At 65.9% G+C, this 12322-nt stretch carries 14 protein-coding genes; 8 read left to right on the top strand and 6 right to left on the bottom strand.

What is annotated here, in order from left to right; all coding sequences use genetic code 11:
- Positions 1-62 precede the first annotated feature (62 nt).
- Complete coding sequence (locus AC07RV_RS01290) at positions 63-476, bottom strand: nuclear transport factor 2 family protein (RefSeq protein ID WP_218159386.1); 414 nt, start codon at positions 474-476, stop codon at positions 63-65.
- A 157-nt stretch (positions 477-633) separates the two neighbouring features.
- Between AC07RV_RS01290 and AC07RV_RS01285 the strand changes: the two genes are divergently transcribed.
- Entirely contained in the window at positions 634-1095 is a 462-nt protein-coding gene (locus tag AC07RV_RS01285) for a MarR family winged helix-turn-helix transcriptional regulator (RefSeq protein WP_281077207.1), read from the top strand.
- Between the two features lie 18 nt (positions 1096-1113).
- Here AC07RV_RS01285 and AC07RV_RS01280 read toward each other — a convergent pair whose 3' ends face one another.
- Positions 1114-1746 carry an ATP-dependent DNA ligase gene (locus AC07RV_RS01280; RefSeq protein WP_296783469.1) on the bottom strand — a complete coding sequence of 211 codons (633 nt, stop codon included), beginning with the start codon at positions 1744-1746 and terminating at the stop codon, positions 1114-1116.
- 301 nt (positions 1747-2047) lie between these two features.
- On the opposite strand from AC07RV_RS01280, the gene AC07RV_RS01275 reads away from it, so the two are divergent.
- Positions 2048-3070, top strand: coding sequence for a tyrosine-type recombinase/integrase (locus AC07RV_RS01275; RefSeq protein ID WP_296783474.1), 1023 nt, complete (start codon positions 2048-2050; stop codon positions 3068-3070).
- A 9-nt stretch (positions 3071-3079) separates the two neighbouring features.
- On the opposite strand, the gene AC07RV_RS01270 is transcribed toward AC07RV_RS01275, so the two are convergent.
- Positions 3080-4063, bottom strand: a complete 984-nt coding sequence (locus tag AC07RV_RS01270; protein WP_296783477.1) for a helix-turn-helix domain-containing protein — start codon at positions 4061-4063, stop codon at positions 3080-3082.
- Between the two features lie 190 nt (positions 4064-4253).
- Here AC07RV_RS01270 and AC07RV_RS01265 point away from each other — a divergent pair, with 190 nt between their 5' ends.
- The 5 genes from AC07RV_RS01265 (at position 4254) to AC07RV_RS01245 (ending at position 8652) form a co-directional block, all read left to right on the top strand.
- Positions 4254-5231 carry a Bug family tripartite tricarboxylate transporter substrate binding protein gene (locus AC07RV_RS01265; protein ID WP_296783479.1) on the top strand — a complete coding sequence of 326 codons (978 nt, stop codon included), beginning with the start codon at positions 4254-4256 and terminating at the stop codon, positions 5229-5231.
- 43 nt (positions 5232-5274) lie between these two features.
- A complete protein-coding gene (locus tag AC07RV_RS01260) occupies positions 5275-5841 on the top strand; it encodes an NADPH-dependent FMN reductase (protein WP_296783481.1) in 567 nt (188 codons plus the stop codon).
- Between the two features lie 163 nt (positions 5842-6004).
- Positions 6005-7462 (top strand): catalase, encoded by a 1458-nt coding sequence (locus tag AC07RV_RS01255; protein ID WP_093345592.1) that lies wholly within the window; start codon positions 6005-6007, stop codon positions 7460-7462.
- A gap of 76 nt (positions 7463-7538) precedes the next feature.
- Complete coding sequence (locus AC07RV_RS01250) at positions 7539-8069, top strand: hypothetical protein (RefSeq protein WP_296783484.1); 531 nt, start codon at positions 7539-7541, stop codon at positions 8067-8069.
- A gap of 82 nt (positions 8070-8151) precedes the next feature.
- Positions 8152-8652, top strand: coding sequence for a hypothetical protein (locus AC07RV_RS01245; protein ID WP_296783486.1), 501 nt, complete (start codon positions 8152-8154; stop codon positions 8650-8652).
- 139 nt (positions 8653-8791) lie between these two features.
- On the opposite strand, the gene AC07RV_RS01240 is transcribed toward AC07RV_RS01245, so the two are convergent.
- From AC07RV_RS01240 to AC07RV_RS01230, 3 genes are read right to left on the bottom strand one after another with little or no spacing between them, the layout of a single operon-like run.
- A complete protein-coding gene (locus tag AC07RV_RS01240; protein ID WP_366929023.1) occupies positions 8792-9532 on the bottom strand; it encodes an aspartate/glutamate racemase family protein in 741 nt (246 codons plus the stop codon).
- 5 nt (positions 9533-9537) lie between these two features.
- Positions 9538-10443: an amino acid ABC transporter substrate-binding protein gene (locus AC07RV_RS01235; RefSeq protein WP_296783490.1), complete on the bottom strand. Its 906-nt coding sequence runs from the start codon at positions 10441-10443 to the stop codon at positions 9538-9540.
- A 21-nt stretch (positions 10444-10464) separates the two neighbouring features.
- Positions 10465-11253, bottom strand: coding sequence for an aldolase (locus AC07RV_RS01230; RefSeq protein ID WP_296783492.1), 789 nt, complete (start codon positions 11251-11253; stop codon positions 10465-10467).
- A 155-nt stretch (positions 11254-11408) separates the two neighbouring features.
- Between AC07RV_RS01230 and AC07RV_RS01225 the strand changes: the two genes are divergently transcribed.
- A complete protein-coding gene (locus AC07RV_RS01225; RefSeq protein WP_296783494.1) occupies positions 11409-12311 on the top strand; it encodes a LysR family transcriptional regulator in 903 nt (300 codons plus the stop codon).
- Positions 12312-12322 lie beyond the last annotated feature (11 nt).

Genomic DNA, 12322 nt, shown 5'->3' with positions numbered 1-12322 from the left:
CCGACCGACCGATGCGACTCGCTAAAGCCGGGACTGGTTCCGCTGCGAATGCCTCTTCCCGTTCAGCGACCGGCCTCGGGCTCGCGCAGGTTCCACATCTCGAACACCTGCTCGCGCGCGATCAGTCCGTCGCGCATCTCGAAGTGGTGAACGAGGCGCAGCGCCACGCGCGAGCCGATGGCCACCGGCGCGTTGACCATGCCCGGTCCCACGAGGCGCAGGTGGACGAGCATGTCGTCGACCACCCGGTGCTCGGTGGCGAAGCGGTCGAGCGGCGTGATCTCCACCTCCGCCATCGACGGCCACATCGCGAGGTAGTTGGCACGCACGGCATCGCGGCCGACGAAGCGCAGGCCGCGGCCCGGGACCTCGAGCACGATGTCGTCGGTGTAGAGGTCGAGGATGGAGTCGACATCGCGGGCCTCCCCCTGGATATGGCGGTCCACCACCGCCAGGTTGTGTTCGATCGTTTGCAAGCCAAAGCTCCTGATGCAGGTGACGCCTCTGCCGGGACGTCGCTGAAAGACAGAATGTCTGCCAATTATTGACAAAGGCCCTGTCTTTTCCATCGGCCATTGGTCATAGGCGGGATCGCAGATGGACAGGTGGACTGTCGTTCGAGATACTCGCGCGATGCCACAGGAAAAGCCCTTCACCGACACCCACCAGACCCTGGGTGCCTTGCTGCGAATGCCCTACGAGCGCATGTCCGGGTGGCTCTATGCGGAGCTCCGGGAAAGCGGCTTCGACGACATCCGGCCGGCCTTCAGCGCGGTGTTGCGCAACCTGGGGCCCGGCAGTTCGCGCGTGAGCGAACTCGCGGCGCGCGCGGGCATGACCAAGCAGAGCATGAGCTACCTCGTCGAGCAGATGCAGGGCTGCGGCCTCGTCACGGTCACGCCCGATGCGCAGGACCGCCGGGCCAACACGGTGCAGCTCACCGCGCGCGGCGAGAAGGCGGTGCTGACGGGGATCGTGCTGTCGAAGAGCTACGAGGAACGGCTGGCCGGGCTGCTCGGCGAACGCAAGATCGCGCAGCTGCGCTCGATCCTCGAGGAACTGGCCGCCAAGCTGGAGACGACCGACACGCGCTGAAGGCGCCGAGGCATCGGCTCAGGTCGGAATGCGCTCGTGTGGACCCTGTGCGTTCAGTGCCACCCAATCAGCCGAGCGGATGCCAGGCTTGTAGATGCTGGCTCCCCGCTTGGCCATCAGGCCCGCGAAGTCCGCCTGGGCCCTGCCCTGCTGCAGCAATGCGACGGCCTCCGAACGTTCGTAGTGATGGACCGGAATCACATTGAGCAAGGGCGTTCCGAGCAGACGCGCGAGCCTTTGCTTGCGTTGCGACAAGGGCTCGCTGGTGAGATCGATGCCCTGCACCATCAGCAGGTCGAAGACGAAATAGAACACCGGCCTGGCGCCGCGATACCACCCGCGCCGCTTGGCACGCTCGCTGAGCCCTTCGCGGTCGCAGCGGCCTCTGTCATCGAGCACACAGGCCACGCCATCGAGGATGCAGGGCCCTTCCTTCAACTGGGCCAGGCTCTCCACCACCTCGGGAAACCAACCCGTGGCGTCCGAGCCGTCGCGCGTCTGCAATTGCACCTTGCCCGATCGAGTGGGCGTGCGGGTCTGCGCCAGCAGGCGGCAGCCGCTCAGTCGCTGCTCGTAGATCCAGCCCGACTCGCTCAGATCGATGGTGCGCGAGTCGGCCAGCATGGGTGAGAGGGCATTCAGGCTCAGCATGCGCTGGAACTTGCAGCGTCCCCACGAGATGGCCTGTCAGAGGGCATCTCGGCGGCATCGGGCGATTCTTGAAAACGGCTGCCCGACAAGTTGCCAACGGAAAACGGTAGTGCGATGGGTCGGGTTGCAACAGGTCGGCTCGTTGGAGTCGAAAAGATGTCTCTTTCAGGCCTCGATCAGCAGCGGGAACATGGTCCTGTAAATACACTAACGGCCTACTCTTAATACGAACCCCTTTCTAAGTCTCCGCCGAAACAAACACCGTTCCTCAACAACAAACCTAAGCCGTTAGCGTATTTTCATGGTCACGCCTTCCCTCTTCGATACCGACCCCGTCGGCAGCCCGCATGAAACGGCTTTCCAGGAATGGCTCGCGGCCCGCAGCGCCGCCGGCACCCTGCGAGAGGCCTCGTCGATGGCCGTCTACCGCGACATGTGGAACGGCTTCACCTCGTGGTGCCTGGGCCAGTCGCCGCGGGTGACACTGGAGTCCCTGTCACCCGCCGACCTCGACGCCTTCAAGGCCGCGCGCTACGGCATCAAGAGCAGCGACCTGTCGCTCTCGCCGCGCCATGCGCTGCGGCTGGTGCGCTTGATCGACCACGTGCTGCGGCATCGCTGCGCCATGCACGACCTGCCCCCGAGCACGGCGGCCGCCGACTGGCTGCTGGCCCACCCCGAGATCCGCTATGCCGAAGCGGCCAGTGCAGACCCGCCGCCCGAGTTCCTTTCGGCGTCCGAGGCCAAGCACCTGATCCTCTTTCTCTCCAGTGCCCGCCCGCGCCCCGGCGCCTCCTCGGAAGGCCGCGGCCAGCCGCTGACCTGGCAGCAGTTGCGCAACCACGCGGCGGTCGGCTTGCAGCTCGGTGCCGGCCTTGCGCCGGGCGACGTGCGCGCGCTGGCCATCGACGCCCCCACCACCGCCGGTGGCCGCGTGGCCGACCGCCCCTGGAAGATCGCCGTGCCCGGGAACGGCAACCTGCCGCCGCGCGAAACGCCGATCGCGCCCTGGGCCGCCGAGCTGCTCAAGCACTGGCTGCAGGTCCGCGCCGAACTGGGCATTCCGGGGGAGCAGCTCTTTCCCTCGACGCGCACGGGCAAGCCCTGGGGCAAGGAGTCGCACTACCGATGCGCCCGCGAACTGCTCTCACAGGCCGGGCTCGACAGCGCCGAGGGCGGTTCGTTCCGGCTGCGCCACACCTTCGCGTTGCGCCAGCTTCGCCGCGGCACGTCGGTGGAACAGGTGGCGCGTTGGCTCGGCCTCGAGGTCGAGGCGATGAACAAGTACACGCGGGTGCTGATCGCCCCGGCCGACGTGGTCTGAGCCGTCGCGTCAGTGCCCGCCGTGACCCGAGCGCGCGGCCTGCCGAGCCGCCTGCGGGCTCAGCCCGAAGTGGCGCTTGAAGGCGGTGCTGAAGTTCGCGGCATGGCCATAGCCCACATCGAGCGCGATCTCTGTCACGCTCTGGTGCCCCTGTTCCAGCAGCACCCTGGCGCGCGCCAGCCGCGCCTTGCCCACGTACTCGAACAGCGAACTGCCGTAGGCTTGCCGAAAGCCGCGCGCGAGGCGGCTCTCGCTGAGCCCGAAACGGCGTGCCAGGCTGCGCATGTCGAAGACCTCGCCCAGATGCGCGTCGATATGGTCCTTGAGCGGCGCCAGCCGCTCGCGCGCCGCGGCCGTGGCGCCATCGACCGGCGCATCGCCGAAGCCGCGCGTCAGAAAGCCATGCAACAGCTCGAAAGCCTTGGCCTCGGCATAGAGCCCTCTGAAGCGGTCGCCCGATCCGTCGTCGAGCAGCGCATCGGCGATCTCATGCTGCGCGGTGCTCAGCGGAAAGCGCAGCAGCTCGAAGCGATCGGGCCGCGCCTGCATGAAGGCGCCGAAAGGCCCATCCAGTGGCAGCTCGAGCAGGCCCAACTCCTCCGACAGGAAATCGCGCGAACAGCACAGCGTGACCGAACGCTCGCGCACCTCGCTCGCGAAGAACTCCTCCTTGGCCGCCCCGGGCGGCTGCAACAGCGTGCTCACGCTCATCGCGCTCACCGTCTGCGCGCCCGCGCTGCCGGGCTGGCCGACCCGGCTTTCGCCCTCGAGCCGGAAATGCAGCTTGATGAAGTCGCCGCTGCGATAGACCTCGCGGCTTTCTTCCAGGTGCGTGACATGGCCCAGCGACAGATAGAAGCCGGGCCGGAAGCACAGGAACTCGCGCCGGCCGCGTGCCGCGCCGGTCGGCGTCACCGTCAGTCCCTGGGTGCGGCCCCAGCGGCGGGTCGACGCGAGGCGATAGGCGGAAGGCAGGCTGAACGGCGTGTCCATCGCTTGGGTCCGTGGGCGGGTTCGAAGAGGCGCCGAGGATACTCCCGCGCCCGAGTTTTCCTGCAGGCGGAACAAAGCTTTCCGCCGAGGGCGCTTCATTGCGCTCGATGGAACACCTAGATTCGCTGGCACTGCGCGCACCCCGCGCTTCAACCAGCCGGCACCCAAGTCCGGCCCACCGGAGACAACCATGCCGACCGCGATCCGCCCCTTCTTCCAACGCGCCGCCTGGACGCTGGCCCTTGGCCTCACCGCCGCCGCCTGGGCCCAAGCCCAGGACAAGTACCCGAGCAAGCCGATCCGCGTGGTGGTGCCGTTCCCCGCCGGCACCGCGCCCGACGTGATGGCGCGCTACTGGGGCGACCGCATCTCCAAGCAGCTGCAGCAACCCGTGGTGATCGACAACCGCGCCGGCGCCTCCACCATCGTCGGCACGCAGGCCGTCACCACCGCGCCCGCCGACGGCTACACCTTGCTCTACACCGCGAGCGGCACGCTCACCATCAATCCCTTCGTCTACAAGAAGCTGCCCTACCAGCCGCAGGACCTGGTACCGGTGACGCGCATGCTGTCGATCCCGCTGGTGGTCTCGGTGCCGGTGCAGTCGCCCTACAAGACGCTCGCCGACCTCATCAAGGACGCGAAGGCCCGCCCCGGCGAGGTCAGCTATGCCTCGTACGGCGTGGGCACGGTGCCGCACATGTCGATGGCCTACTTCGCCAACAGCGCCGGCCTCGCGCTCAACCACGTGCCCTATCGCGACGGCGGCCTGACCGACGTGCTCGGCGGCCGCGTCAGCACCGCGTTCTCGCCGATCGCCGACGTGCTGCCCTACATCAAGGCCGGCAAGGTGCGGCCGCTGGCCGTGTCGAGCACGCACCGGCTCGAGTCGCTGCCGCAGGTGCCGACCGTGGCCGAGGCCTTCCCGGGCTTCGAGGGAGACTCGTGGCACGGGGTCTTCGCGGTCAAGGGCACGCCGCAGCCCATCGTCGACCTGCTCGCCAGCCTGTCGCGCCGCATCGCCGAGTCCGACGAGTACCGGCGCTACCTCGGCGAGTTCGGGCTGATTCCGGTCGGCGGTTCTCCGGCAGACTTCTCCCAGCTGGTCGGCACCGAGTCGAAGCGCTGGGTCAAGGTCGTCAAGGACAACAACATCTCGCTCGAGTGAGCGAGCTCATCCTTTCCCTGTTCCAACTCTCCAAGGATTCCGAATGACAACCCGCGACATCGTCGCCCTCTGCGGCAGCCTGCGCGCCGCCTCCGTGAACCGCCACGTGGTCCAACTCGCGCGCGAGGTCCTGCCCCAAGGGGCCTCCCTCGCCCTGCTCGAATGGCGCGAGGTGCCCGTGTTCGATGCCGACGACTACGCGCGCGGCCTGCCGGCATCGGTCGCCACGCTGCGCGAGCGCATCCGCGCCGCCGATGGCGTGTTGATCGCCACGCCCGAGTACAACTTCAGCATTCCTGGCGGGCTCAAGAACCTCATCGACTGGCTCAGCCGCGGCGAGGACCAGCCCTTCAACGCCAAGCCGGTGGCGATCGTCAGCGCCGCGCCGGGCCCGCTGGGCGGCGCGCGCGTGCAGTACGACCTGCGCAAGGTCATGCTGTTCCTCAACGCCATGCCGCTGGTCAAGCCCGAGGTCTTCATCGGCCACGCGCCCACCAAGTTCGACGCCGAAACCGGCCGCTGCACCGACGACACCACGCGCAAGTTCGTGACCGACCAGATGGCGGCCTTCGTGCGCTGGATCGACGCGGTCGAACGGATGCGCGGCTAGGGCCGGCGATGGCGCGCGGAGGGCCGGGCCGATTGCCTACTCCATTCCGCGCCTCGCCGCATCATTCCATCGTATCCCCCGTCCCCCCACGGAGGTCGTTTGGAAAGGTCATCGGATGCTCGTAGAGTGGACCCGCTTTCAACCCACGACGAGAGGACGCCCCATGAGCAACCCATCCGATCCCCAGAACAAGACACCCCTGACCACCGCCTTCGGCGCGCCCGTGGTCGACAACCAGAACAGCCTCACGGCCGGCCCGCGCGGCCCGCTGCTGATGCAGGACGTCTGGCTGATCGAGAAGCTCGCCAACCTCAACCGCGAGATCATTCCCGAGCGCCGCATGCACGCCAAGGGTTCCGGCGCCTTCGGCACCTTCACCGTCACGCACGACATCACGAAGTACACGCGCGCCAAGCTGTTCAGCGCCGTCGGCAAGAAGACCGAGATGTTCGCGCGCTTCACCACCGTGGCCGGCGAACGCGGCGCGGCCGATGCCGAGCGCGACATCCGCGGCTTCGCGTTGAAGTTCTACACCGAGGAAGGCAACTGGGACCTCGTGGGAAACAACACCCCCGTGTTCTTCCTGCGCGACCCGCGCAAGTTCCCCGACCTCAACAAGGCGGTGAAGCGCGATCCCAAGACCAACATGCGCAGCGCCACCAACAACTGGGACTTCTGGACCTCGCTGCCCGAGGCGTTGCACCAGGTCACCATCGTGATGAGCGACCGTGGCATTCCTTCCAGCTACCGCCACATGCACGGCTTCGGCTCGCATACCTACAGCTTCGTCAACGCGGCCAACGAGCGCTTCTGGGTCAAGTTCCACTTCAAGACGCAGCAGGGCATCCAGAACCTCACCGACGCCGAGGCCTCCGCACTCGTCGGCGGCGACCGCGAGAGCCACCAGCGCGACCTGTTCGATTCGATCGGCCGCGGCGACTTCCCCAAGTGGACCCTCTACGTGCAGGTCATGCCCGAGGCCGATGCGGAGAAGGTGCCCTACCACCCCTTCGACCTCACCAAGGTCTGGCCCAAGAAGGACTACCCGCTGATCGAGGTCGGCGTGATGGAGCTCAACCGCAATCCCGAGAACTTCTTCGCCGACGTCGAGCAGAGCGCCTTCGCGCCCAACAACCTGGTGCCCGGCATCAGCGTGTCGCCCGACAAGATGCTGCAGGCGCGCCTGTTCGCGTATTCCGACGCGCAGCGCTACCGCCTCGGCGTCAACCACCACCAGATCCCGGTCAATGCCGCGCGCTGCCCGGTGCACAGCAACCACCGCGACGGCACCATGCGCGTGGACGGCAACTACGGCGGCACCCTGCACTACGAACCCAACAGCTTCGGCCAATGGCAGGAACAGCCCGACTACCGCGAGCCGCCGCTCAAGCTGCGCGGCGACGCCGACTTCTGGAATTTCCGCGAGGACGACGCCGACTACTACAAGCAGCCCGGTGACCTGTTCCGCCTGATGAAGCCCGAGCAGCAGCAGGTGCTGTTCGACAACACGGCACGCGCGATGGGCGATGCGCCGGAGTTCATCAAGCGGCGGCACATCGACAACTGCAGCAAGGCCGATCCGGCGTATGGGGCGGGGGTGGCGAAGGCGCTGGGGCTCTGATATTGGCTGGTGCGGGTCGGGCAAGGGGCCCGAACCCGCACTTCATTTCAGAAAAATTTCGAAGGGAGGAGTTCGGATGAGTGAAGTCTCGAAGTATTTCGTTCCAAAAGATGACACGCGATTGTTCGGAAAAGAGCATGAGATCGCAGAGCGTTTCTGGGCAATCGGTGTGTTCGTGACGACCCCGGACCGCTTCATCGATGAACGTATCAAGGAGTGGGCAAGTGCCGGGCGATCGCTCCCCACGTCGGCTCATGATTTCTCGTTTGCGGAAATGGGCTTAGCTACTTCACCGCTTCATGACCCGGTTCCCAACTTGATCTATGACTTGGCATGCCCGCAATGCGGAGCATCGCTCAGCCAAGTTGCGAACGAGATATGGGAAGACGAGGAATCTTCCCTGGCTCTACCGTTGAGGGAGGTCGCGTGTCCTGACTGTCATGCGATCTCGAAGCCCGACGCTCTTGTGTCGCCAGAGGCCTACACTTTCTCTCGCGCCTACCTCTGGGTTTCAGATGTCGATCTGGAGGATTGGGATAGCAACTTCATTCACACCGTAGAAAGTGTCCTCGGTCCCTGCGTGGAGTACACCTCTTTGGAAACCTAGACCTAGACGCGAGACCCGCCTTTCCTGATTTGGACACGTGGGCAGAATGCGGCCAGAAAGCGACTTCCACGACCGGAACCTCATGCACATGGCACGACCACTATCGGCGGAACGAGAGCGAGAGTTCCAGGAGCTGTTTGCTTTCGTCGATTTCTATTCGACCCATGTCTCGAAGACCGCTTCTATCTCTGGTACGAGCATGGCTGAAGTCTGCGCCGGCATCACTGAAAAGTATGGTCGGTCGAAGGCACTGGAAGGACTGCGCGAAGCGACCAATGACATCATTGAAGATCTGGCTCATGTTCGTTCGGAAGACCTTGCTTCGATCGATGAAGCCATGCGTGCGGTGGGCATCTTGCCGCTGTCCGAACTCCGCCGTCGGTACGCTTCCGCGTACAAGCGCATCGTAAAGCGTGGCCAGATCCGCGGCGATACCGAGTACTACCTGATCAAGAACGTCGTGGTCGACCTTGCGAGTTCGGTGTCCGATGCCGAGCGTGATGAACTTCAGCGTCTTTTAGACGCGTACGAGTCGGCCGTAGCGCGCAGGCAGGGGGAGTTTCCGCTTTCAAAGGGCACTTGAAACGTTGGTTCCGAGCGTCTGCTTCTTGTCGCGTCCAATTTCCGTTACGAAGCACATGCCTGCTTTTCGCATGGTTCAAGGCGTGTACTCGCGCGAAGCCATACAAACAATGATGAAAAGCGCGATGTTGGAACGCACATCAACCCATCTCATAAGCCCGCCCCGCCAACGCCCTCGCCAACACCTCCGCCGGATCCACCAACCGCGCCCCCGCATGCCCCGGCACACCATGCAGCGCCAGCGGTATCTCCGTACAAGCCAGCAGCAGGCTGTCGCACCCATGCCGCTCGACCATCCGCCGCGCCACCTCGGCAAACAGCCGCGTCGCGAGCCCGAGATTCCCGGCCTTCACGCCATCGCGGATACCGCGCATGACCTGCTCTCTCTCCGGCTCCGTCGGCAGATGGCAGGCGATGCCGCGCTGCGCCAACGCCGCCTGGTAGAAGCCCAGGCTGTAGGTGCCCTGGGTCGCGAGCAGGCACAGAGCTTCGATGCGCTGCACCTCGAGGTACTTCGCGGTCTCTTCGACGATGTGCAGCAGCTCCACGCCGGGATGCGAGCGCTGCAGCTTCGCGTGCCACGCATGCGCGGTGTTGCAAGCGATCGCGATACTCGCCACGCCGTGGCTTTGCAGTCCCTCGATGCCGCTCACCATCCCTTCGAAGGGCGAGGGGCCGTCCTCGAGCAGCGCCAGGGTGCGGTCGGGCACCGGCAGCTGCGCGAGCCAGTGTTCGGGAAAGGCCTGGTCGGGCACGGGACTGCCGCTGGCTCGCAGCCGCGCCTCGCAGGCGCCGACGAAGAGCCGCAGGAAATCCGCGCCGGCCGCGGGACCCATGCCGCCCAGGATGCCGACCTTGCGAGTGCTAGGCACGCCGGGCACCTTGCTCAATAGTCCGCCGGATTCGGCGAATCCGTCGGCTTCGCGATCACCTTGGCCAGCGCATCGCTCATCGGGAAATGCAGGTTCACGCCGCGCGGCGGAATCGGCGACTGGAACCACTTGTCGTAGAGCGCCTTGATCTCGCCGCTGGCGAACAGCCGCGCGATGGCCTTGTCGGCCACGGCCTTGAACTCGGGCTCGCCGCGCGGCAGCATGACCGCGTAGGGATCGCGACTCAGGGTGTCGGTGCTCAGGCTGAAATCGGCCGGATTGAGCGAGAACGAGATCTGCCCGACCAGGTTGATGTCGTCCTCGAAGAAGGCATCGGCACGGCCCGAGGTGAAGGTCAACATGCTGTCCGAGAAATCCTTCGCCTGGATCAGGTTGAGGTTCAGGCTTTCCTTGCGGTCCATGCCGCGCAGGCGCATCACGGTGTTCGACCCCGTGGTCGCCACGACGGTCTTGCCCTTGAGGTCCTGCAGCGTGGCGAGCTTGTCGGCCTTGCGCGAAACGAACTTGGTGCCGACCACGAAGTAGGTGGTGCTGAAGCTCACCAGCGCCTGCCGCTCGGGGTTGTTGACGGTCGTGCCGCACTCGAGGTCGATGGTGCCGTTCTGGATCAGCGGAATGCGGTTCTGCGAGGTCACGGCCTGGCGCTTCACCACGAGGTCCGGGCTGCCGATGGTGGTCTTGATGTCCTCGACGATTCTTTGGCAGATGTCCTGCGCATAGCCGATGGGCTGGCCGTTGCCGCCGAGGTAGGAGAACGGGATCGAGGACTCGCGGTAGGCCACGGTGATGGTGTTGCGCTCCTTGATGGTCTTGAGGCGGCCGGTCAGTTCGGCGGCGTTCGCGCCCAGGCAGGCGAATGCGAGGGCGGCGATGGCGAGATGCGGAAGACGGGATTTCATGAGAGGTTCGAGGAGTGGCATTCAGAGCAGGTAATCGGGATCGGTCTTGAGCAGGCGCCGCTTGATGCTCGCCAGGTGCTGGACCGCGCTTTCGCTGCCGCCGCTGCGCATCTGCGCATAGGTGGCCGCGGCCAGTTCCGGCGGCACGGGACTGAGCTTGCGGCCCGTGGACTCGGCCAGCACCTGCACCTCGCAGGCGCGCTCCAGGTAGTACAGGTCGTTCCAGGCCTCGGCGATGGTCTTGCCGACCACCATCACGCCGTGATTGCGCATGAACACCACGTCGGCATCGCCGATCGCCGCCGCGATGCGGTCGCCTTCCCTCGCATCGAGTGCGAGACCGTTGAAGTCGTCGACCGCCGTGCGCCCGTAGAACTTGAGCGCGGTCTGGCCGGCCCATTGCAGCGGCTGACCTTCGACCAGCGCGAGGCTGGTCGCATACGGCATGTGCGTGTGGAACGCGACGCGGGCGCGCGGCAGGCTCCTGTGCACCCGCGCATGAATGAAATACGCGGTGATCTCGGGCGGCCGGTCGCCCTTGAGCACGCGGCCGTCGAAGTCGCAGATGATCAGGTCGGAAGCGCGGATCTCGTCGAAGGCCAATCCGAAGGGATTCACGATGAAGCAATCGTCGAAGCCCGGCACCACCGCCGAGAAGTGATTGCAGATGCCCTCTTCCATGCCGAGCCTCGCAGCCATGCGAAAGCAGGCAGCGAGGTCGACGCAGGCCTGCCGCACCTTGGGCGTGTCGAACAGGCCTGGATCGATCTCGTGTCGTGCGGTGTCGTCCACCGCCAATGAATGCGCCATAGGTTCCCGATGCCGGTTGTTGCCATCGACTTCCGGCGTGCGCCATGATCAGCGCGCCCCGGCTGTCTTCCATGCATCGAAGTCTCCGATCCGGGGCCGGGGAGCGTCAAATCAGAATTTGACGCAACGCGATAAGGTCTTCTAATGGCCCCCCTATGAAACTCAAGCACATCGAGGTCTTCAACGCGATCATGCTGTCGGGCAGCGTGAGTGCCGCGGCGCGCATCCTCAACGTCACGCAGCCCGCGGTGACGCAGACGCTCAAGCACGCCGAACAGCAGCTCGGCTATGCGCTGTTCGTGCGCGACAAGGGCGGCATGAAGCCGACGCCCGAGGCGCGGCAACTCCATCTGCGGGCGCAGAAGATCTTCGAGCAGGTCGACGAACTGCGGCGCCTCGCGCAGTCGCTGCGGCCCGACCACCTGGCGCAGTTCCGCATCGCGATCGTGCCCTCGTTGTCCACCACCTGTCTGTCGCGCGCGCTCGCGTCGTTCAAGGCGCGCCATCCGCGCAGCGCGGTCTCGATCAAGATCCTCCATTCCGACGAGATCGCGCGCTCGGTGGCGCTGCGCGAATGCGACCTGGGCATCGCCTATGGCGAGATCGATGCGCCCCCGATCGATGCCGAGGTGGTGGGCACGGGCCACCTGGTGTGGGTCGAGCGCCGCGAGGCCGGCGCCAGGAAGCGCGCCGATACCGCGGACATGCCGATCGCCGAGATCGCGGCGCGCGACTTCATCGGCATCGACAAGGACGACCTCGTCGGCAAGGCCCTGCTGGGCCTGCTGTCGGAGAGTGCGGTGTTCGCGGGCACGCGGCTCTCGGCGCAGACCTACCAGTCCGCGCTGCTGCTCACGCTCGACGGCTTCGGCCCCTGCGTGATCGACTCCTTCACCGCGGGCTTCTCGCGCGGCGAATCGCTGTCGATCCGCAGCGTCTCGCCGCGCATCCCGGTGACGGTGTCGGCGCTGTCGGTCGCGGAAGGCCGCAGGCGCGCCGATTTCGACGACCTGCTGCAGGCCTTCCGGACTTCGCTGGCGCAGGTCGACAACGCCTAGGACGTCGAGGC

This window comes from Variovorax sp. GW821-FHT09B01, from assembly GCF_059418345.1.
Note: the sequence above shows the minus strand (reverse complement) of the source record. Positions and strands in the feature narration are given on the sequence as shown.